Origin of the sequence: Streptosporangium sp. H16 (genome assembly GCF_051918855.1) — a bacterium.
Taxonomy (GTDB): Bacteria; Actinomycetota; Actinomycetes; order Streptosporangiales; family Streptosporangiaceae; genus Streptosporangium.
The window spans coordinates 240,321-261,264 of sequence record NZ_JBPXMD010000009.1 but is presented as its reverse complement, the minus strand read 5'-3'; the positions used below and the strand labels follow the sequence as shown (position 1 = coordinate 261,264).

The window sequence follows — 20,944 nt, the reverse complement described above, 5'->3', positions numbered from 1 at the left end:
GTCACGAATGGTTGATGATCGCGACGTGGCGGCGGTGGAGCGACAGCTCGGCCGGGCGCCGCGAGGACTGCGCGCGGTGGCGCACCGCTGCCCGTGCGGGCTTCCCGACGTCGTCGAGACCGCCCCGAGACTGCCCGACGGATCGCCTTTCCCGACCCTGTTCTACCTGACCTGCCCCCGGGCCGCCTCGGCCATCGGCACGCTGGAGACCTCGGGGCTGATGCGGGACATGCAGGCCAGGCTCGCCGGCGATCCGGAGCTGGCCGAAGCGTACCGGGCCGCCCACGACGACTACGTGGCGCGCCGCGACAGGGCGGCCGCCGAGGACGGCCTGGAACCGCTGCCCCGCGACATGCAGAGCACCGGGGGCATGCCCACCCGGGTGAAGTGCCTGCACGCCCTGGTCGGGCACGAGCTGGCGGTTCCGGGGAGCAACCCCTTCGGCCGCGAGGCCCTCGACGCGCTCGGCGACTGGTGGTCCGCCGGGCCGTGCGTCGCCCGGGACGTGACACCGTGTGCCCAAGCCGCGGCACCGACCACGAAGGAGACCGAGTGATCCGCGTCGCCGCGATCGACTGTGGCACCAACTCCGTCCGTCTGCTCGTCACCGACATCGGCAGGGACAGGCTGATCGACCTGGAGCGCCGGATGGAGATCGTCCGGTTGGGCCAGGGGGTCGACGAGACCGGCAGGCTCGCGCCTGAGGCCCTGGAGCGCACGTTCGCCGCGATGCGCGGCTACGCCGGCCTCATCGACCGGCACGGGGCCTCCGCGGTCCGCGTGGTCGCCACCAGCGCGACGAGGGACGCCGCCAACCGGCAGGACTTCGTCGACGGCGTACGCGACATCTTCGGGGTCGAGCCCGAGGTGATCACCGGCGCGGAGGAGGCGGAGCTGTCGTTCACAGGGGCCACCCGCGACCTGGTGCGCTTCTCGTACGAGACGGGCATGCCCGCCCCCGACGGCACCCGCCCGCCGTACCTCGTGGTCGACATCGGCGGCGGCTCGACCGAGTTCGTGCTCGGTTCGACGCACGTGGAGGCCGCGCTCTCGGTCGACATCGGGTGCGTCCGGCTGACCGAGCGCCACCTGCGCGACGCGGGTGACCCTCCGTCGGCGGAGGCGATCGAGGCGATGACCGCCGACATCGACGACGCGCTCGACCGGGTCGCGGCCGAGGTGCCCGTGGAGCGGGCGCTGACGATGGTCGGGCTCGCCGGATCCGTCACCACCGTCGCCGGAATAGCGCTCGACCTGCCCGAATACGATCCGGAGAAAATTCACCACTCGCGAATTTCCGCAGGTCACGTGCATGACATCGCCGAGCGGTTGCTTGGAATGACCGTTGAACGCCGGGCGGCGATTCCCCTCATGCATCCCGGAAGGGTCGACGTGATCGGGGCGGGCGCGCTCATCCTGGACCGGATAGTGACCCGGTACGGCTTCGGTGATGTCGTCGCCAGTGAGCACGACATCCTCGACGGCATCGCGTGGTCGCTCGCCGATTCATAACAAGACCTAGACAATTCGCCTGTTTAAGGAGTATTGAGGAAAGCTTCCCGTTTATGGTTAGGTAAAGAAGCTTTAGTGAGGCTTTGCCGTGGGGCCCGGCACAGCTGTTGTCGGGGCGGCAACCGTCTCCTGAGCGATCTTGCCTCCCAACGAACGGAGCATCCCCTCATGAAGTCCGGACTAGCAAGCAAGCTAGCCGCAGCAGGAGCCAGCGCGGCCATGCTGGCAACCATGGCAGTAGGCATGCTGGCCACGCCCGCGGCGGCGGCCAGCGGATCGAGCCAGGCGGGGAAGGTGGCCTCGGCCGCCGCCAAGCCGAGGCCCGCCGTCTTCGCCGGCACCCCCAAGGCCTCCCCCGCGAAGTACGCGGGTGAGTGCCCCGTCAACGTGACCTTCTCCTCGAAGATCAAGGTGAAGGCCGTCAAGAGCAAGACCACGGTCGCCTACCGGTGGCTGCGTGGAGACGGCTCCAAGAGCAAGGTGAAGTCCTTCACCTTCCGCGGCAAGGGCGTCAAGAGCTTCACGGTCAAGGAGAAGGCCACCTTCAAGGGCAACGTCAAGGGCTGGCAGGCCATCCAGGTCCTTGCCCCGCGCGGCGTGAAGTCCTCGAAGGGCTACTTCTCGGTCGCCTGTGGTTCCGGCGAGGACAAGCACGAGATCATCAACCCCCGCGTCGGCGCTCAGGTGTGGGTCGACGAGGGCAACTGCAAGGCTGTCCTGGTCGGTCGCATCCACGCCTCCGGCGTCCGCTGGGTGCACTACCGCTGGGTCGTCAACGGCCACGTCGTCGACCGTGACTCCGTCCGCGTCGACGGCTCGCGCAAGGTCTTCCACGTGATCAGGCCCCGTGACGACTTCAGGGGCTGGGCCTCGCTGCAGATCGTCGGCCCGGTGGAGGCCTCCTCCAACCGCGCCTACTTCAAGATCTGGTGCAAGGACACGTCGCCGAAGGTCTGGGCCTCCGTCGACGCTCCGGCCGCCTACGAGGGCACCTGCCCGACGGCCCGTACGTTCACCGGCACGATCAGCGCGAGTGGTCGCACCACCGTGAAGTACCGCTGGATCCGTGACGGTGTGGCGGGCGACTGGAAGTACGCCCACTTCAGTGGTTACGGCTCGCACCGTCAGGTCGTGACCGACACCTGGAGCACCTCGGCGTCCGGCGAGTCCAAGCGCGCGATCGACATCGCCGGCGGCCCGACCACCGGAACCGCGGTGGCCAAGGTCGTCTGCAAGGTCGCTCCCACGCCGACCCCGACCCCGACTCCGACCCCCACTCCCACCCCCACCCCGACCGCCACGGCTACCACCACCGCCTGATGGCACGGTAGGTCGAGGTAGCGTGCCCGGCGGCTGACGCCGGGCCGCGTCCCGAGTGAGACGAGAGGCGGCGCCCGCATCCAGCGGGCGCCGCCTCTCGCGTTTCCGCGCCCGTCCTGCGGAGCCCGGGTTCCGGAGACCGTGCGGCGCGAGCGACGGGGTGTGGACCTCGTGGTCTCCCGCGTCGGGCACCATCGAGGGATGACCCACGTTCCTCCCGGATCCGGCTGGCCCGACGATCCCGCCCGTCCCGACACCCCGGTCGCGCACGACCCCGCCGAGGTGCGGAAACTCGCGGGGGAGAGCCGTACCCTCACGGAGCTCACGGCCGCGCAGTCGGTCTGCCGGGCCTGCCCGCGCCTGGTGGAGTGGCGTGAGGAGGTGGCGACGGTCAGGAGGCGGGCGTTCGCCGAGGAGACCTACTGGGGCCGGCCCATCGCCGGGTGGGGCGACGAGAGGCCCGAGATCCTCATCGTCGGGCTGGCACCGGCGGCGCACGGCGGCAACAGGACCGGGAGGATCTTCACCGGCGACCGCAGCGGCGACTGGCTGTTCGCCTCGCTGTACCGGACCGGCCTGGCCGTACAGGAGACCAGCCTTCGCGCGGGGGACGGCCAGCGGCTCATCGGCGCGCGGATGGTGGCGGCGGTCCGGTGCGCTCCCCCCGCCAACAAGCCCGAGCCCGCCGAGCGGTCCGCCTGCTTCCCCTGGCTGTCCCGCGAGGTCGCCCTGGTCTCGGCGGACGTACGGGTGGTCGTCGCGCTCGGAGGCTTCGCCTGGCAGGCGATCTGGCCCGCGCTGAAGGACGCCGGGTACGCCCTGCCGCGGCCGCGACCGCCCTTCGGGCACGGCGCGGAGGTGGAGATCACCTCCCCCCTGGGAAGTTCCGCACATCTTCTCGGCTGCTATCACCCCAGCCAGCAGAACACCTTCACCGGCCGGGTGACCGCGCGGATGCTCGACGATCTCTTCACCAGGGCGAACGTGCTTCGCGGCTTGTGAACTCGATCACAAAGAGAAGATCAGTGGGAATTCCGCTGAGAAGAGTGGGTGTTTCTAGCCGTTAGCGGAAATTCTGGTCAGGTTGCCACATGGGCGGCTGGCGCGATCGGAGACCCGAGCGTATGCTTGTGAAAGGTTTCACAAGCTATGAAACTTAAGGATGGCGTCGAAGTGAACCGCAACTCCAAGCACATCGTGGTCGTCGGTGGAGGCTACGTCGGCCTTTACACCGTGCTGCGCCTGCAGCACACCCTCCGCAGGGAACTCCGCGAAGGAAGCGTGCGCATCACCGTCCTGACCCCCGAATCCCACATGACCTACCAGCCCTTCCTCCCCGAGGCCGCCGCGGGAAACCTCTCGCCCCGGCACGTGGTCGTCCCGCTCCGCCGCGTGCTCTCGAAGGCGACGATCCTCAACGGCCGGGTCTCCAAGGTCAACCACGCGGCCAAGTCCGTCACCTTCGCCCCCAACGTCGGCACACCGCACGAGATCGACTACGACATCGTGGTCATGGCCGCCGGATCGATCTCCCGTACGCTCCCCATCCCCGGCCTGGCCGACGCCGCGATCGGTTTCAAGACGGTCGGCGAGGCGATCGCGCTGCGCAACCGGGTGCTCGAGCTCCTCGACCGGGCCGAGAGCGACGAGAACGAGGCCCTGCGCAGGCGTGCCCTGACCTTCGTCGTGATCGGCGGGGGTTTCGCGGGCGTCGAGGCGCTCGCCGAGCTGGAGGACATGGCGGTCGACGCCACCCGCTACTACCGGAACATCTCCCGCGAGGACATGCGCTGGATCCTCGTCGAGGCCACCGACCGCATCCTCCCCGAGGTCGGCCCCGAGATGGGCGCGTGGACCGCCGAGCAGCTGCGCGAGCGCGGCATCGAGGTCAAGATGAACACCCGCCTCGAGTCCTGCGAAGGCGGCCTGGTCAAGCTCTCCGACGGCGAGGAGTTCGAGGCCGCCACCATCGTGTGGACCGCGGGGGTGAAGCCCAGCCCGGTGGTCAACGCCGGGGACCTGCCGCTCGACGAGCGCGGCCGGATCAAGACGACCTCCCGCCTGACCGTGGCCGGCGTCGAGGACGCCTACTCGGCCGGAGACGTGGCGGGGGTGCCCGACCTGACCAGCCCCGGCCAGTACTGCGCGCCCAACGCGCAGCACGCCGTGCGGCAGGCCAAGGTCCTGGCGGACAACATCACCCGGAGCCTGCGCGGGCGGGAGCTCGCCGACTACCGGCACAGGTATGTCGGCTCCGTCGCCGGTCTGGGCCTGCACAAGGGCGTCGCCAACGTCTACGGGATCAAGCTGCGCGGGCTCGCCGCGTGGTTCATGCACCGCACCTACCACCTGTCGCGGGTGCCAACCGTCAACCGCAAGGTCCGTGTGACGGCCGACTGGACCCTGGCGCTCTTCTTCAAGCGCGAGACCGTCTCTCTGGGGGAGATCGAGGAGCCGCGCACGGAGTTCCGCGCCGCGGCGACGAACTGATCCCCCGCCCCGCAGGGCGGAACCGACTCCCGAACCCGGCGGTGGGCGACGAGGCCCACCTCCGGGTTCGCCGTTCCCCGCGGTGTGCTATTCCTTGACCGGGCCCCTCCGAAGCCGAGGCGATCCACGGGTTTCCAATGAAAGTGATGCGACGGTTGCCTTGAGCAGTTACGCATGAGTGGTCCGTTACGTATGATTACGGCGCCCCCGTAGCCCAATGGCAGAGGCAAACCCCTTAAAAGGGTTCGAGTGAGGGTTCGAGTCCCTCCGGGGGCACTCATGACGATCTGCCGGACAAGGCCCATGACCAGTGAAAACCGGGTCGTGGGCCTTTCCTCGTTTATCCGGCCGTCCATGACCGGTGCCGAACGGCCACGGCCGTCCATCCCAAATGCGTTCGCGAAATTTTGGTTACCCAAATGTGATCAGTTTTCCCGGGCGCGTTCGGGATTCGCCACCGGGCGAGGAGCCCCCGCATCTCGGCGCCCTTCGCGTGGAGGGATGTGGACGGGCGGGGGTACGGCGCCGCCGTGGCCCGCCCGCTCGGTGATCTCGGCGGCGGGCGCACCGGCGGGAGCCGGATACCCCACCGCGTTTCCCCTCCTGGAGGATCTGACCGTAACTTGGAAATATGGACGGTAAAAATCCCCTCGGGGAGTTTCTCCGTGCTCGACGCGAGGTCACGACCGTCGACCAGGTGGGACTGCCGCGGACCCGTCGCCGGACACCCGGACTGCGCCGGGACGAGGTCGCGATGCTGGCCGACGTGAGTACCGACTACTACATCCGTCTGGAACAGGGGCGGGAGCGCAATCCGTCGGTCCGGGTGCTCGAAGCCCTGGCACGGGTCTTCCAGCTCGGCCCCGAGGCGGTCGAACACCTTCACGATCTCGCGCACCGCAGGGGCCCCGGCCGCGAGCCGGTCGGCGGTTCCGACCGCTTGCGTCCGGCGGTGCGGCGGTTCATGGAGAGGTGTGATCACGCGGTCACGTTCGTGCTGAACCGCCGGCTCGACCTCCTCGCCATGAATCCACTGGCCACCGCCCTTTACCGAGGAGTGGGCGGCTGCGACAACGCGCTGCGGCTGGCCTTCCTCAACCCCGTCGCACGCGAGTTCTATCTGAACTGGGAACAGCAGGCCCATGACCTGGTGGCCCACCTCCGCGCCATCGGCGGAACGGGCCACGCGGACCCGTTCGTGCTGGAACTGGTCGAGGATCTCTCACGGGGGAGCGAGGACTTCCGGAGGCTGTGGGCCCGCTACGACGTCCGTAGCAGGACGTACAGGTCCGTTCCGTATCGCCACGGCGAGGTCGGGGAGATGACTCTCAACTATGAGGTGTTCCGCGTCGGCGGTCTCGCGAGCCAGCAGCTCGTCGTCGGCCAGCCTGAGCCGGACGCCCCCTCGGAACGCGCTTTCGACGCGCTGAGAAGGCTCGCCGGAGTTGAGGGGACCCACCCGGCCGGCGACGAACGGCGAGCGGGGCGGGGGGCGACCCGTCTCCCGTGAAAGGGCGCGCGTCCCTGGGCGGGCACCGCGTCGCCTGTCAGACGGTCGGCCGGTGATCGGTGCGGATGCGGTCACGGTTCGATGTGCCGCCCGGCCTGGGATTCGGAAGGGTCCCAGGTATAAAATAGTAACCATGAGGGACGAGGCGAACCTGGAGCCCATGCTCCGGGCCAACGGGATCGCCCGCCAGGTGATCGGTCACATCGGGGACAAGTGGTCCCTGCTGGTGATCGCGGCACTGGGGCACGGGGCACAGCGGTTCTCCCGGCTCAAGACGCGGATCGAGGGGATCAACCAGCGCATGCTGACCCGGACGCTGCGAGCACTGGAGCGCGACGGCATCGTCGAGCGCAACGTCTACCCGACCTCGCCGCCCACGGTGGAATACGTGCTCACCCGGATGGGGCGGGACCTGTCGGTGGCCGTGACCGGCATCTGCGAGTGGGCGCGCCGCAACCTCGACGAGGTCGAGGCGTCGCAGCGGCTTTTCGACGAGCGATCGGCGAAACAGATGTGAGGCCCGGGAACCGGGCGCGCTACCCGTTCGTTGACAACATCGGCGGTAGCCGTACGGTCACTTGGACAACATAGATATCGGCACGATACGGCCGTGTGACAACCGATCTAATACGCTGATCGCGTAGGTCGCAGCGTGGAGGCAGCGATGGAGAGCAAGAACCCCGTATTCAGTCGGCAGGCCAAGGGCCAGCAGCAAGGCTGGGGCGCGCCGACCCCCACCCCTGAGCAGCTTCAGGGCATGTACAACACGCCGTCATACGCGCCGCCCGCACAGCGGACGATGACGATCGACGACGTGGTCGTGCGTGGTTTCATCACCCTCGGCACGCTCGTCGTCTCGGCGGCGGTCGCCTGGGTGCTCAACCTCGGTATGGTCGCGGCGATCGCCGGTGTCATCGTCGGACTGATCCTCGCCCTGGTCATCTCGTTCAAGTCCAGCACGAACCCCGTGCTGATCCTCGGCTACTCGGTCGCCTACGGCGTCGCCGTCGGCGTGATCAGCCACGTCTACAACGATCTGTACAGCGGCATCGTCTTCCAGGCGGTGGTCGGCACGGCTCTGGCGTTCGCCGCCATGCTCACCGTTTACTCGCTGCGCATCATCCGCGTGACGCCGAAGTTCACCAAGTTCGTCGTGGCCGCGGGGCTGGGCCTGATGGGCCTCATGCTCATCAACCTGGTCGCCGGTTTCTTCATCGAGGACGGCATCGGCATCCGGTCGGGCGGCCCGCTGGCCTACGTGTTCAGCATCGCCACGATCCTCATCGGCTGCTTCTTCCTGCTCCTCGACTTCGACGAGGTCGAGCGCGGGGTGAAGAACGGCGCCCCGGAGAAGTACTCCTGGCTGATGGCCTTCGGCCTGACCGTCACCCTGGTCTGGATCTACCTGGAGATCCTGCGCCTGCTGAGCTACTTCTCGAGTAGCGACTGACGACAGCGCCGGGAGGCCCCGCCGGACACGTTCCGGCGGGGCCTCCCGTTTTTCTTGGCGGACACGTGAGTGAACGGAAGGCAACGGGGGATAGACGAACCGCGACGGAAGAGAGCATCTCGGGGCTTGCTATCTGGGCTTTCGTGATGCACTGTCGAGCAAAGGAGCCTATCCGTGGAGGTGCCCATGTCGTTGAACCACTCACTGGAGACGCAGAGCAAGCTGATCGCAAGGGTCCCGGACATCACGGGACGCGCACTCCCAGAGTGGTTTCAAGCAATCGACAACGGCCCGTCGTTCCTTCGCTGTGATGAGCGAGCCACCTGGCTCGCCGATGAGCACGGGCTGACCCACGGCTACGCCGCCGCCATTGTGCACGAGCACGAGCGGCATCGCCGTACCCGTTACCTGTAAGTCGCCTATCTTCGTGAAGCCCGCGCCACTTTCTGTGGTGCGGGCTTTGATGTGCGCCATGATAAGCGCATGGATCATGACAAGGCACGCGGGTTCATCCGCGCCAACCACCGCGCGGTCATGCTGACCTCGCACGCCGACGGGCGCCCGCAACTCTCCCCGGTCACCGTGGGGCTCGACGCGGAGGGGAACGCGATCGTCAGCACCCGGGAGACCGCGGCGAAGGTGCGCAACCTCCGCAGGAACCCGCAGGTGTCGCTCTGCGTGACGACCGACGAGTTCTTCGGCGAGTGGATCCAGATCGACGGCGTGGCGGAGATCGTTTCTTTGCCCGAGGCGATGGATCTCCTGGTCGGCTACTACCGTGACATCTCCGGCGAGCACCCCGACTGGGACGACTACCGGGCCGCCATGGAGCGGGACCGGCGGGTGATCCTGAAGATCGCGATCACCCGCGCCGGCCCCGACGTGCACGGCTGACCGGCCGTCCCCGGCGCGGGGACGCCGCGGCCGGACATCGGGGTCTCCGATCGCCCGGCCGGGTTCGGCCGGTCCGGCTGTCTCAGCTGAGGCGTTCCAGAACCATCGCCATGCCCTGGCCGCCGCCGACGCACATGGTCTCCAGGCCGATCGACCTGTCGTGGAAGGCGAGGCTGTTGATCAGCGTGGAGGTGATGCGGGCACCGGTCATCCCGAAGGGGTGGCCGACCGCGATGGCGCCGCCGTTGACGTTGAGCCGGTCGAGGTCGATCCCGAGGTCCTGGTAGGACGGGATGACCTGGGCGGCGAACGCCTCGTTGATCTCGACGAGGTCCACGTCGCCGATGGCCATGCCCGCCCTGGCCAGGGCCTGCTTCGAGGCCTCGACCGGGCCCAGGCCCATGATCTCGGGGGACAGGCCGGTCACCCCGGTGGAGACGATCCGGGCGAGCGGGGTGATGCCGAGTTCGGCGGCCTTGGTGTCGCTCATCACGATCACGGCGGCGGCGCCGTCGTTCAGCGGGCAGCAGTTGCCCGCGGTGACCGTGCCGTCCGGCCGGAAGACCGGCTTGAGCTGGGAGACCGCCTCGTAGGTGGTCCCCGCCCGGGGGCCGTCGTCCTTGCTCACCACGGTCCCGTCGGGCAGGGTCACCGGGGTGATGTCCCTCTCCCAGAAGCCGTTGGCGATGGCCTTCTCCGCCAGGTTCTGGGAGCGGACGCCGAACTCGTCCTGCTCCTGCCGGGAGACGCCCTTCAGCCCGGCGAGGTTCTCCGCCGTCTGGCCCATCGCCACGTAGACGTCGGGCACCTGGCCGTCCTCGCGCGGGTCGTGCCAGACCCCCTTGCCGCCCTCGGCGGCACTGAGCGAGCGGGCGTGGGCCTCGCCGAACAGCGGGTTCATCGTGTCGGGCAGCGAGTCGGAACTGCCCTTGCCGAAGCGGGAGACGCACTCCACGCCCGCCGAGACGAACACGTCGCCCTCGCCGGCCCTGATCGCGTGCAGGGCCATCCGGGTGGTCTGCAGCGAGGACGAGCAGTAGCGGGTCACGGTGGTGCCCGGCACGCCGTCCAGGCCGAGCAGGGTGGCGACCACCCGGCCCATGTTGAAGCCCTGCTCGCCGCCCGGCAGGCCGCAGCCCAGCATGAGGTCGTCGATCGTGGTCGGGTCGAGCTGGGGGACCTTGGCAAGCGCGGCCTGGATGATCTGTACGGTCAGGTCGTCGGGGCGGATGTCCTTGAGGGACCCCTTGAAGGCGCGTCCGATGGGCGAGCGCGCGGTCGCGACGATGACTGCCTCGGGCATGTGGCTCTCCTGGGTTCGTGTCTGCTCCTCCAGCGGAGCGTACCGCGCGGTATGCCCGAAGCCACGCCCAGGGGGGCGGTGTAACAGAACTTTGTACGGGAAGCACAAGGCCCCCTCCCGCCCGGAGGCTGGAGGGGGCCCGGCCGCGAATCAGCCGTACATGCCGGGGGAGGTGCCGTCGCCGTCCTTGATCCCGTGGAGGCCGCCCTTCTCGTCACGCCACATCCGCCAGCCGTTCTGGCTGCCGGTGAACCACAGGGGCGGGGCGCCCGAGCCGGACACCCGCGTGCCGTCGGCGAGCCTGAACTGGCACAGCGAGGCCACCGAGTAGAAGCCGGAGTTCTGGCCCTTGAGCGCGAGCGGCTTGGGATCGGTCACGCAGAAGGACCAGGCCCGCTCGTCCTTGACGTCGGCGTTGCGGCCGGTGGGCAGGTCGAAGACGTTGCCCGGCTTGCCGTGCCGCAGGAAGCCGACCTTCTCCATCCGGGTCGGGAAGGCCAGCCACCAGCCCGACTCGGGAACCTGCTCGGCGGAGATCTGGCCGAGGACCCGGCCGCTGTCGGCCTCCAGCCGGGCGAACCCGCCGTAGCGGCCCTCCTGGTCGACCGGGCGGACCACCGGCGCGAAGCCGGGACTGCCACTGGGGTAGACGCGGACCACCGACGGGCGCATCCAGTTGACCGTGCCGTCGGCGAGCTTGACGGAGAACAGGCCGAAGGCGGAGACCTTGCTCGTCTTCGGATTGGTGTAGGGGGCGACGTATCCTACGAGGTTTCCCGCGGTCGCGCCGAAGGACCAGCCTCCCGACAGGTCCACCCCGGCGCCGAGGGGCTGCTCGACGGGAACCCGCCAGATGGCCTTGCCCGTCTTCAGGTCGCGCGCCTCCAGGACGGGGTGGCGGGCCAGGCGGAGGAACACCACGCGCGAGGCGTCGGACCACTCGGCCTCGGCGATGCCGGGAATCTTCCACATGACCTTGCCGGTCACCGGATCGAGGACGACGACGCGGGCGCTCGCGAGCGCGGTGTTCTCGGGCACGCACACGAACGCCCCGCACCGCTGCGGGCCGAAGGTGGAGTGCACCGGGCGGCTCCACCTGCGCGTCCCGGTCCTGCCGTCGAGGCCGACGAGCGTGGCCTTCCAGCGGCCCCGCCTGGCGGGGTCGATCGTCACCGCGACGGCCTGTCCCGCGGAGGTCTCGACGATCGCGGGGGCGGGCACCCCCATCCCCGGCAGGCGGCCCGCCATGGTCGAGGGATGGGCCCACAGCCTCCTGCCGGTGGCCAGGTCGAGGGCCACCGTCTCCAGCGTGCCGTCGGGCTTCATGGAGGTCGTCGTGGCGACGCCACCGGCGGTGGTGGTGCGGCTGACCGCGTTCATCTCGGTGTTGTGCCAGGTGGGATGGTCCGGGGTGGCCGCTTCTGTGCCGGAGCAGCCGCCCAGGGCCAGAGCTCCGGCGAGCACCAGGGCCGGTTTCGCGAGGGGCCGGATCACGGGTATTCCACTCCAATGCGGGCGAGGCGTTACGGCTTCGCAGCGGAGGGTGACCGTGTTCAGGCGTCGTTGGGCCGCATCCTCGGCCTGCGGCCGAGCATGGTCACCCACCGTCCGTGAGGTCCGGTCGCTCGTCCGGCGACACGGGTCGCGGAGACCTCGGCGCCGGGCTCCTCCGCGGCCTGGGCCGCCGCGAGGTAGATCGACTCAGTGCGCCGGGCCCGGGGCTCGGGCCAGAGTTCCAACGCACTGCATACGGAAGGTAGCACCGCGTAAGCAATCTGGAGATAACCTTGAGCAGATGGGTGATAACGATCAAGGCCGAACATCTCCGCGGGGTTCGTGTCGAACTCCGGCCCCAGCAGGTCCGCGAAGGCCACCGTCCGCCCGCCCGCCTCGACCACGGCGACGGTCTGCGCGGCGGCCAGCTGGCGGCTCCACCGCCGTGTCACCCAGCGGAGCGGCTGCGCGATCGGCCGGACCGTGCCGAGGTCGGGGCAGGTGCCCACGACCACCTCCGCCCCCGCCTCCCGCAGCCGCCTGACCGCCTTCTGCAGATGCCGTACGGCGTGGGCGGGCCTGCTCTGCGAGGTGACGTCGTTGGCCCCGACGAAGATGACCGCGATCTCGGGACGGGCCCTCAGCGCCGTGTCCACCTGCTCGCCCAGCTCCGCGGAGGTCGCTCCCGACCTGCCCGCGACGGTCAGCCGCACCGGCCGCTCGGCGATCACGGCCAGCCCGTGGGCGATCAGCACGGCGGGCGTCTCCGCCGGGTCGGAGGTGCCCAGGCCGACGGAGATGGAATCTCCGAGTATGACCATCCTGAGCGGCTCGCCGCCGAACGTCCCGTACACGCCGTCCGACGGCGGCCCCTCCATGCCGTGCGGGCGGCCGACGGCGCGGCGGGCCACCAGCGCCTCGGCCAGCAGCAGGCCGTAGGTCGCCGCGCCGAGCGCGGTGAGGCCTCCTCCGCCCAGCGCGGCCGCCGCGGCGATGCGGCGGGCGGTCCTCGCCACTCCCGGTGTCCAGATCACGTGGCGTCGCTCCCTCCGTACAGGGCGGTAGCGTTGCCCTTGGCAACACAGCCGAGTCCCCGCCACCCCCATGGGATCACGGCGACCACAACAACAAGCCGACCAAGCTTTGGTATTTCGAGGTGATATCCCGGTGCGCGTACATGACTCGCTCGTCGAGCTGATGGGCAACACCCCTCTCGTCCGGCTGCACAAGGTGACGGAGGGCATCTCCGCCCAGGTGCTCGCGAAGGTGGAGTACTTCAACCCGGGGGGATCGGTGAAGGACCGCATCGCGGTCCGGATGATCGACGCCGCCGAGCGTTCGGGGGAGCTGCGCCCGGGGGGCACGATCGTGGAGCCCACCTCGGGCAACACCGGGATCGGCCTCGCCATCGTGGCCCAGCAGCGGGGATACCGCTGCCTGTTCGTGGTGCCGGACAAGGTGGCCCAGGACAAGATCTCGGTTCTGCGCGCCTACGGCGCCGAGGTCGTGGTCTGCCCGACCGCGGTCGCTCCCGATCACCCCGACTCCTACTACTCCGTCTCCGACCGGCTGGCCAGGGAGACGCCGAACGCCTGGAAGCCGGACCAGTACTCCAACCCGCACAACACCGAGAGCCACTACCACTCCACGGGCCCGGAGGTCTGGGAGCAGACCGAGGGCAGGATCACCCACTTCGTAGCGGGTGTCGGTACCGGCGGCACGATCAGCGGCACCGGCCGCTACCTCAAGGAGGTCTCCGGCGGCCGGGTCAAGGTCATCGGAGCCGACCCGGAGGGCTCCGTCTACTCCGGGGGCACCGGGCGCCCGTACCTGGTGGAGGGGGTCGGCGAGGACATCTGGCCGGCCAACTACGACACCACGATCTGCGACGAGGTCATCGCGATCTCTGACAGGGACTCCTTCAACATGACCCGCCGCCTGGCCCGCGAGGAGGCGCTGCTGGTGGGCGGCTCCTGCGGCATGGCGACGGTCGCGGCGCTGCGCGTGGCCGAGCGGGCCGGGCCGGACGACGTGATCGTGGTGCTGCTGCCCGACGGCGGCCGGGGCTACCTGTCGAAGATCTTCAACGACGAGTGGATGGCCGACTACGGCTTCCTGACCACCTCCAGCGAGGAGGGCCTGGTCAAGGACGTGCTGACCCAGAAGCGCTCCGGCATGCCGGAGTTCGTGCACACCCACCCGCACGAGTCGGTCGACACGGCCATCTCGATCATGCGCGAGTACGGCGTGTCGCAGCTTCCGGTGATGAAGGAGGAGCCGCCGGTCATGGCCGCCGAGGTGGTCGGCTCGATCCTGGAGCGCGACCTGCTCGACGCCCTGTACCGGGGCCGGGTGCGGCCGACCGACCCGCTGGCCGCCCACATGTCGCAGCCGCTGCCGACGATCGGCGCGGGGGAGCCGGTCTCCATCGCCGTCGAGGCGCTGGAGAAGGCCGACGCCGCGGTCGTCCTCGACGACGGCAAGCCCGTCGGCCTGATCACCCGCCAGGACCTGCTGGCCTTCCTCGCCAACCGCTAGCCGTGCTCCCGGCCGGGTCTCCCGGGTCTCCCGGCCCTCCGGTCCCCCGGCTCTCGGAGACGCGGGGGTCTTCCGGCCCCGCGCCGCCGGGGGATCCGAGGCTTTCCAACGGGAGGTCTTCCGGCTCCGCGCTGCCGGGGGATCCGAGGGTTTCCAGCGGGAGGTCTTCCGGCTCCGCGCTGCCGGGGGATCCGAGGGTTTCCAGCGGCAGGTCTCCCGGGGCGGGGGCCTCCGGGGTCAGAGGGGGAACTCCGCCATCACCTCCCAGGCCCCGGAGGGGGTGGGCCCGGCCATGAGGCGGCCGCCGAGCGCCTCGACGCGCTCGGCCATGCCCACCAGGCCGAAGCCGCCACCGAGGCGGGAGATCCTGACGTCGGCCGCCGAGCCGTAGTTGCGCACCCGCAGCCGTACGGCGCCCCCGGTGGCCGAGGCGCCGCCCACGCCCGCGCCGGTCGAGGTGCTCGCGGAGGCGTAGGCGGCACGCCGGCTTCGCGGGTCCTGGCCGTTCCTCGTCCTGGCGCGCACGCTCTCGGCCCACGCGCGCAGGCCGGATCCGTCGGTGAGCCTCAGGTCCGCCTCGACCCAGCCGGTGCCCGGGGCGTGCCTGCGGACGTTGGTCAGCGACTCCTGGAGGACTCGGTGGAGGGTGGTCATCACCTCCTGGGCCACGGTGTCGTCGGTGATGCCCTGGCCGATGTCGAAGGTGACCTGGGGACCCGCGGCGGAGAAGCGCTCGACCATCGTGCGCATGTCCATGAGGGTGCTGCCCGGTGAGCGGGCCGCCTGGTCCTCCGCGCGCAGCACGCTGACCAGGCGGCGCATCGAGGTCAGCGCGTCGGCCCCGGCGTTGGCGATCGCCTCCAGGGAGGGGACCACGGCCTCCGGCTTCTGCTCGGCGACGACCTTGGCGGCCTGCGCCTGCACCACGATCCCGGTGATGTGGTGGGCGACCAGGTCGTGCAGTTCCCTGGCCAACTCCAGGCGCTCGGACCGCCGCACCGTGTCGACGGCCTCCCGGCGGCGCTCCAGCTGGAAGCGGAGGTAGGCGCCGATCCCGGCGGCGAAGGACCAGCAGACGAAGAGCAGAAAGCCGACGGCTATCGCCGGCTCCGGGCCCGTGGAGTTCATGCGGGCGGTGGAGGCTTCGAGCACGACCATCGTCGCGAGGGAGAGCAGCGCGGCCCGCCGTACCGGCTCGATCGCGCGCAGCCCGCCGACGGTGAGGACCAGCAGCGACCCGATCTCGGCCGCGCCGGGGCTGCCGTCGCCGTCGGTGATCCCGATGAGCAGAGAGGACAGGAACGACACCGTCAGCAGGGTGACGAGCCCGCCGATCCGCCGGCGGCGGCGGCGCACCACCGCCACGACGCCCACCAGGCCGCACACGGGGCTCAGCAGTATCGCCGGGTTGGGGCCGTTCGTCGCCGCGACCACGTCGATCAGCAGGAGCAGGACAAGCCAGCCGATCAACGCTATCTCGCTGAGGCGTTTGACCCAGTAGACCAACCGGCTCGTTTCTCCCACGGTCCCCGAGCCTAGGCCTCGGGGAGGAGATGTCATATCGGCCGTTCGGCCGAACCGTCCCCGCCGGGACCGGCTCTTCAGCGGAGGCGGCGGCGGGAGCCCGTGACCGATCCTTGAGAGGTCGAAGGGGGAAAGAGATGACCATCATCGGGATCGTGCTGCTGGTCGCGGGGCTCGTGGTCGGCGCGGCCCTGACGCTCGCCGACCCGCTCCTGCTCTCGCGGATCAGCGGGGAGCGCGTCGAGTAGGCCGAGGAGGCCGAGGAGGCCGAGGAGGTGGCGGAGGGCCGTGGGGAGCGGCTCCCACGGCCCTGGGGCCCCCGCTGCTGCGAGTAGCGTTGACCCCATGAACCATGGATTCGAGACGCTGGCCATCCACGCAGGTCAGGAGCCTGACCCCTACACCGGGGCCGTGGTGCCGCCGATCTACGCGGTGTCCACCTACAAGCAGGACGGCGTGGGCGGGTTGCGCGCCGGATACGAGTACAGCCGGTCGGCCAACCCGACCAGGACCGCGCTGGAGGAGGCCATGGCCGCCGTCGAGGGCGGCAGCCGTGGCCTGGCCTTCGCCTCGGGTCTGGCGGCCGAGGACACGGTGCTCCGTACGATCTGCAGGCCGGGTGACCACGTGATCATCCCGAACGACGCCTACGGCGGCACCTACCGCCTGTTCGCGAAGGTCCACGAGCGCTGGGGGCTGCACTACGACCCGGTGCCGCTGGGCGACCTGGCGGCGGTGGCGGCCGCCGTGACCCAGAAGACCAAGATTATTTGGGTGGAGACGCCCACCAACCCGCTGCTCGGCATCGCGGACATCGCAGCCCTGGCCCAGCTCGCGACCGAGTGCGGCGCGCTGCTGGTGGTGGACAACACCTTCGCCTCCCCGTACCTGCAGCAGCCGCTGGCGCTGGGCGCGGACGTCGTGGTGCACTCGACCACCAAGTACGTGGGCGGCCACTCCGACGTGGTCGGCGGCGCGCTCGTCGCGCGGGACGCCGGGCTGGGCGAGGAGCTCGCCTACCACCAGAACGCGATGGGCGCGGTGGCCGGGCCGTTCGACGCCTGGCTGACGCTGCGCGGCCTCAAGACGCTCGGCGTGAGGATGGACCGTCACTGCGACAACGCCGAGCGGGTGGTGGACCTGCTGCTCGCCCATCCGCGGGTGACCTCGGTGCTCTACCCGGGCCTGGCCGACCACCCCGGCCACGAGGTGGCGGCCAAGCAGATGAAGCGTTTCGGCGGCATGGTCTCCTTCCGCGTCGCCGGAGGCGAGGCCGAGGCGGTCGAGCTGTGCGACCGGACCAAGCTGTTCACCCTGGGCGAGTCGCTCGGCGGCGTGGAGTCGCTGATCGAGCACCCGGGCCGGATGACCCACGCCTCCGTGGCGGGCTCGCCGCTTGAGGTTCCCGGCGACCTGGTACGCCTGTCGGTCGGCATCGAGTCGATCGACGACCTGCTGGCCGACCTCACCCAGGCGCTGGGGTAGGAACGGGCACGGGGAGGCACGGGGAGGCACAGCGAGGTGGGCACGGGCTCCGGCCGGGCCGTCGCGACGGGCCTGGCACGGGCCTGAGGGGGCCGGGCGGGGCCGCCGTCCGACAGGGCCGGGCAGGCCTGGGGACGGGCTCTGACCGAGCCGCGGGGCGGCCGGGCGGCTCAGACCGGGTCGCCCCAGACCATCAGCACCAGGATGACCATCCAGATCAGCACGATCACACCGGAGAGCGCGGCGATCCGGCCCACCTGCACCTTGGCGTCGTCGTCCGGGTTCTCGCTGGCGAGGACCCGGATGGCGGTGCTCTGGTCCCGGTCCACCATGATCAGCAGTACCGCGGCGACGATGAAGAGCGTCATGGACACCGACAGGTACGGCTTTCCGAGAAATTCGCGGCCCAGCAGCAGCCCGAACAGGAAGACCCCGACGGACGCGAAACCGTAGAGACGCGTGGTCTTGTGCAGATAACGCAGGACGCCGACGTTCTTGGCGCGGATGAATCTGGGAGTGGACATCGTGGCGGCGGTGATCGGCCCCAGAGCGAAGATCGCAAAACCGATGTGCAGCCAGAGCAGCAGGTCTGTCATGCACCAGACATTAGTATCCGGTGATCTCGTCTGGGTACGGCTCGTGCGGGGTCACTCACCTTCGGCGGTGTCGTTCCTGTCGCGCGTGGGCGGGACCATGCACAACTCGAAACAGACGCAGACGATGAGCATCAGCGCCACGAGAATTCCCGCGAGCATCGGGCTCACTTCCTCCCCTTTCGAGAACCGTGTTTTTCCATTACTGGGTAGACGGCGTTTGTTTCGGGGTGGTTGTTACGGAAGGGTCACGGTTGAGGGGGCGATGTCCGGCGTACGAGGTTTTCGATCTTCACATTCCGCTCGGAGCACGTCCGCGGGGTTAGTAGGATCGTGGGCGAGCTCGTTCCCGTGTGAGGAGACCGGCGGCGGTGAAGTCGTGGTCGTGCCGGGCGGGCGTTCCATCGGACAGAGTAAGACGGCACAAGGGAGTGCCCGCCGTGGGTGTCAAACATGTTGAGCCGTACACCGAGGAGTGGCGGGAGCAGCCGTCCCGCTACGCCCGCCTCGTCGTCGAGGCGCTGGGCGACCAGGTCGAGAGCTGGTGGCAGGGGCCCTGCGACCCGCGCACCGTCACCATCCGCCTGATCGACGGCGACGCGCTGGTCTGGGACGAGGAGAGCGGCTGGCGCCGTGGCCGCTACGCGAGCGGCGACCCCGCGACCCCCACGGTCCTCACCGACGACCGCTATCTCGGCGGCGGCCTCCTGCTCTCCCCCGAGCGGGTCCCCTCCGCGATCGCCGACGCCCGCGCGGGCGTCGGCAACAGCACGGCGTGGCGGCCCTGCTACCGCTCCCACCGCCACCACCGCGACGGCTTCGATCTGGCGCTCGACGGCTACGTCGCCTACGTCAACGCCTGATCCCTCACAGGGCTCAGCGGGTGCGGCGGGACCGCAGGAAGTCGCTGACGACGTACTCTCCCAGGCGGTCGGCGCCGGGGGAGAAGACCCGGCCGCCGTTGCGGCGCCCGACCTCGTTCACGAAATCCTTCAGGCGCTCGTCGTCGGCGAGCATGAAGACGTTGAGCGTCGCCCTGCGCCGGGTCATCTTGTCGACCTCGGCGAGGGTCAGCTCCAGCGTCTCCTGGGTGGGCGGCCACTCGAAGGCCGCCGAGCCGTTGCGCCGCAGGTGGGCGGTGGGCTCACCGTCGGTGACCACGAGCACGACCGGCTCGAAGTCGGGGTGGCGGTCCAGGTGGCGTCCGGCGATCAGCAGGGCGTGGTGCAGGTTCGTCCCCTGCACCATGTCCCACTCCAGCCCCGCCAGCTCGTCGGGCTGCAGCACCCGGGCGTAGTTGGAGAAGCCGATGATCTGCACGGAGTCCTGGGGGAACTTCGAGGCCACCAGCGCCTGCAGCGCCATCGCCGTCTGCTTGGCGGCGGCCCAGGTGCCGCGCAGCGCCATCGAGTAGGACAGGTCGACCAGCAGGCACACCGCGGCCGCCGTGCGCCGCTCGGTCTCGGCCACCTCGAAGTCGTCGACCGACAGGGTCACCGTGCCGCCGCTCCCGCCGCGCCGGACGCCGTTGATCACCGTGCGGACCACGTCGATCGGCTGCTCGTCGCCGAACCGCCAGGGCCGGGTGGAGCCGGTGAGCTCACCGGCCGAGCCCGCGTCCACCTGGTCGTGGTCGCCGCGGCGCCCGCTCTCCAGGGAGGCGAAGACGCGGCGCAGCGCGGTCTCCCCCAGCCGCCGTACGGCCTTGGGGGTGAGCTCCAGCTTGCCGCGCCGGCGCAGGAGGTAGCCCTGCTGTTCCAGCTCGCGCTCGATCTGCTTGAGCGCCTCCAGGTCGTCGACGGCCGACCGGCCCAGGGCGCGCCGGATCGCGGCCTCGTCGATGTCGTCCATGCGGGCGCCGGGGTAGTCCTGGCGGAGCGCGGCCTCCAGCTGGGTCAGGTCGGCGAGCTCGTCCAGCGTGCTCACGGCGTCGGACATCCCCATCGGCTCGTTGCCGCTCAGCCGCTCCGGGGTGTTCCAGGCCAGGTCGGGGCGGCGGGCGTAGAGGGATTCGCCCAGGCGGCGCATCTGCTCGTCCAGCCCGGCCTGCTGGAGGGTCTGCTCGATCAGCTGGTCGAGCTCCTCACGCTGGGCCGGGGTCAGGGAGGCCAGCAGGCGCTGGGTGGCCGCGGCCCGCCGGGCCAGGGCGTCGACCAGCTCCTCCAGGTTCCGCGGCGACTCCGGGAACATGTCCCCATATTTCGACATGAACTGCTCGAAGTCGGCCTGGGTGTGCTCGCCCCGGGAATCCCGGTCGAGCATGTCGTTCAGATCGGACATCATCTCCCTGACCCGCTCCATGGCGGCCGGGTCGGGGTTGGCCAGAGACTGCCGCATGCCGCGGAACTGGCTGTCGAGCACCTCCCTGCGCAGCAGGTCGCGCAGCTCCTCGAAGGTCCGCTGGGCGGCGGCCGAGCGCCACCGGTAGGTGCCCAGCTCCCGGATGGCGCTCGCCGTGTCGTCGGGGAGGGCGGCCAGCTCCGCCTCGCGCAGCCGGGCCTCGTCCGAGGGATCGGGGAACAGCTCGGCCCGCTCCTGGCCGATCGCCTTGTCCAGCAGCGCCCTGGCCCGCTCCAGCGTGCCGTCGAGACGGCCGCGCTCGCGCAGCTCGCGGCGCCGCCGCCGCACCTCGCGGAGAAGATCCTCAAGGCCGCGACGGTCCTGCGCGCCCGGCAGGCCCTCCTTGAGCAGGTCGCGCAGGGCGTGCGCGGGATTGGAACCGGACAGGATCGCGTCGCCCATCCGGTCCAGCGCCGAACGGACGTCGTACGGGGGGGCGAGCGGGTCGGGCCCGTCCCGGTACTCGCCATAGCGATAGCTCATGCAGACAC

General features: G+C 70.1%; 19 protein-coding genes and 1 tRNA gene. 14 read left to right on the top strand and 6 right to left on the bottom strand.

What is annotated here, in order from left to right; genetic code table 11:
- Positions 1–7 precede the first annotated feature (7 nt).
- The 11 genes from ACTOQ2_RS17955 (at position 8) to ACTOQ2_RS17905 (ending at position 9,176) form a co-directional block, all read left to right on the top strand.
- Positions 8–556: a DUF501 domain-containing protein gene (locus ACTOQ2_RS17955; RefSeq protein ID WP_440068220.1), complete on the top strand. Its 549-nt coding sequence runs from the start codon at positions 8–10 to the stop codon at positions 554–556.
- Positions 553–1,512 (top strand): Ppx/GppA phosphatase family protein, encoded by a 960-nt coding sequence (locus tag ACTOQ2_RS17950; RefSeq protein ID WP_440100655.1) that lies wholly within the window; start codon positions 553–555, stop codon positions 1,510–1,512. The genes ACTOQ2_RS17955 and ACTOQ2_RS17950 overlap by 4 nt, the downstream gene beginning before the upstream one ends.
- 231 nt (positions 1,513–1,743) lie before the next feature.
- Entirely contained in the window at positions 1,744–2,832 is a 1,089-nt protein-coding gene (locus ACTOQ2_RS17945; RefSeq protein ID WP_440100654.1) for a hypothetical protein, read from the top strand.
- 201 nt (positions 2,833–3,033) lie between these two features.
- Complete coding sequence (locus tag ACTOQ2_RS17940; RefSeq protein ID WP_440100653.1) at positions 3,034–3,834, top strand: uracil-DNA glycosylase; 801 nt, start codon at positions 3,034–3,036, stop codon at positions 3,832–3,834.
- Between the two features lie 147 nt (positions 3,835–3,981).
- The gene (locus tag ACTOQ2_RS17935; protein WP_440100652.1) at positions 3,982–5,322 is read left to right on the top strand and encodes an NAD(P)/FAD-dependent oxidoreductase; all 1,341 of its coding nucleotides are present in this window, start codon (positions 3,982–3,984) and stop codon (positions 5,320–5,322) included.
- Between the two features lie 203 nt (positions 5,323–5,525).
- A tRNA-Leu gene (locus ACTOQ2_RS17930) sits at positions 5,526–5,598 on the top strand.
- 355 nt (positions 5,599–5,953) lie between these two features.
- Positions 5,954–6,832: a helix-turn-helix domain-containing protein gene (locus ACTOQ2_RS17925; RefSeq protein ID WP_440100651.1), complete on the top strand. Its 879-nt coding sequence runs from the start codon at positions 5,954–5,956 to the stop codon at positions 6,830–6,832.
- 133 nt (positions 6,833–6,965) lie between these two features.
- Positions 6,966–7,349: a winged helix-turn-helix transcriptional regulator gene (locus tag ACTOQ2_RS17920; protein WP_440088241.1), complete on the top strand. Its 384-nt coding sequence runs from the start codon at positions 6,966–6,968 to the stop codon at positions 7,347–7,349.
- A gap of 147 nt (positions 7,350–7,496) precedes the next feature.
- Positions 7,497–8,282, top strand: coding sequence for a Bax inhibitor-1/YccA family protein (locus ACTOQ2_RS17915; protein WP_362684943.1), 786 nt, complete (start codon positions 7,497–7,499; stop codon positions 8,280–8,282).
- A gap of 186 nt (positions 8,283–8,468) precedes the next feature.
- Positions 8,469–8,696, top strand: coding sequence for a DUF4287 domain-containing protein (locus ACTOQ2_RS17910; RefSeq protein WP_329093696.1), 228 nt, complete (start codon positions 8,469–8,471; stop codon positions 8,694–8,696).
- A 69-nt stretch (positions 8,697–8,765) separates the two neighbouring features.
- A complete protein-coding gene (locus tag ACTOQ2_RS17905; RefSeq protein WP_440068234.1) occupies positions 8,766–9,176 on the top strand; it encodes a PPOX class F420-dependent oxidoreductase in 411 nt (136 codons plus the stop codon).
- 82 nt (positions 9,177–9,258) lie between these two features.
- On the opposite strand, the gene ACTOQ2_RS17900 is transcribed toward ACTOQ2_RS17905, so the two are convergent.
- The 3 genes from ACTOQ2_RS17900 to ACTOQ2_RS17890 all read right to left on the bottom strand — a co-directional run bounded on the left by ACTOQ2_RS17900 (position 9,259) and on the right by ACTOQ2_RS17890 (position 13,007).
- Positions 9,259–10,479 carry an acetyl-CoA C-acetyltransferase gene (locus tag ACTOQ2_RS17900; RefSeq protein ID WP_440100650.1) on the bottom strand — a complete coding sequence of 407 codons (1,221 nt, stop codon included), beginning with the start codon at positions 10,477–10,479 and terminating at the stop codon, positions 9,259–9,261.
- 150 nt (positions 10,480–10,629) lie between these two features.
- On the bottom strand, positions 10,630–11,973 hold the full coding sequence (locus ACTOQ2_RS17895) for an outer membrane protein assembly factor BamB family protein (protein WP_440100649.1): 1,344 nt from the start codon (positions 11,971–11,973) through the stop codon (positions 10,630–10,632).
- Between the two features lie 59 nt (positions 11,974–12,032).
- Positions 12,033–13,007, bottom strand: coding sequence for an SGNH/GDSL hydrolase family protein (locus ACTOQ2_RS17890; RefSeq protein WP_440100648.1), 975 nt, complete (start codon positions 13,005–13,007; stop codon positions 12,033–12,035).
- A 133-nt stretch (positions 13,008–13,140) separates the two neighbouring features.
- Between ACTOQ2_RS17890 and ACTOQ2_RS17885 the strand changes: the two genes are divergently transcribed.
- Positions 13,141–14,511, top strand: coding sequence for a cystathionine beta-synthase (locus ACTOQ2_RS17885; RefSeq protein ID WP_440068241.1), 1,371 nt, complete (start codon positions 13,141–13,143; stop codon positions 14,509–14,511).
- Between the two features lie 237 nt (positions 14,512–14,748).
- Here ACTOQ2_RS17885 and ACTOQ2_RS17880 read toward each other — a convergent pair whose 3' ends face one another.
- Positions 14,749–16,035 carry a sensor histidine kinase gene (locus ACTOQ2_RS17880; protein WP_440100647.1) on the bottom strand — a complete coding sequence of 429 codons (1,287 nt, stop codon included), beginning with the start codon at positions 16,033–16,035 and terminating at the stop codon, positions 14,749–14,751.
- Positions 16,036–16,380: 345 nt separating this feature from the next.
- Here ACTOQ2_RS17880 and ACTOQ2_RS17875 point away from each other — a divergent pair, with 345 nt between their 5' ends.
- Positions 16,381–17,520 carry a cystathionine gamma-synthase gene (locus ACTOQ2_RS17875; protein WP_440100646.1) on the top strand — a complete coding sequence of 380 codons (1,140 nt, stop codon included), beginning with the start codon at positions 16,381–16,383 and terminating at the stop codon, positions 17,518–17,520.
- 170 nt (positions 17,521–17,690) lie between these two features.
- Here ACTOQ2_RS17875 and ACTOQ2_RS17870 read toward each other — a convergent pair whose 3' ends face one another.
- Positions 17,691–18,116 (bottom strand): hypothetical protein, encoded by a 426-nt coding sequence (locus tag ACTOQ2_RS17870; RefSeq protein ID WP_350971812.1) that lies wholly within the window; start codon positions 18,114–18,116, stop codon positions 17,691–17,693.
- Between the two features lie 437 nt (positions 18,117–18,553).
- Here ACTOQ2_RS17870 and ACTOQ2_RS17865 point away from each other — a divergent pair, with 437 nt between their 5' ends.
- On the top strand, positions 18,554–18,976 hold the full coding sequence (locus ACTOQ2_RS17865; protein ID WP_440088232.1) for a DUF6292 family protein: 423 nt from the start codon (positions 18,554–18,556) through the stop codon (positions 18,974–18,976).
- A gap of 13 nt (positions 18,977–18,989) precedes the next feature.
- On the opposite strand, the gene ACTOQ2_RS17860 is transcribed toward ACTOQ2_RS17865, so the two are convergent.
- Complete coding sequence (locus tag ACTOQ2_RS17860) at positions 18,990–20,936, bottom strand: vWA domain-containing protein (protein ID WP_440100645.1); 1,947 nt, start codon at positions 20,934–20,936, stop codon at positions 18,990–18,992.
- Positions 20,937–20,944 lie beyond the last annotated feature (8 nt).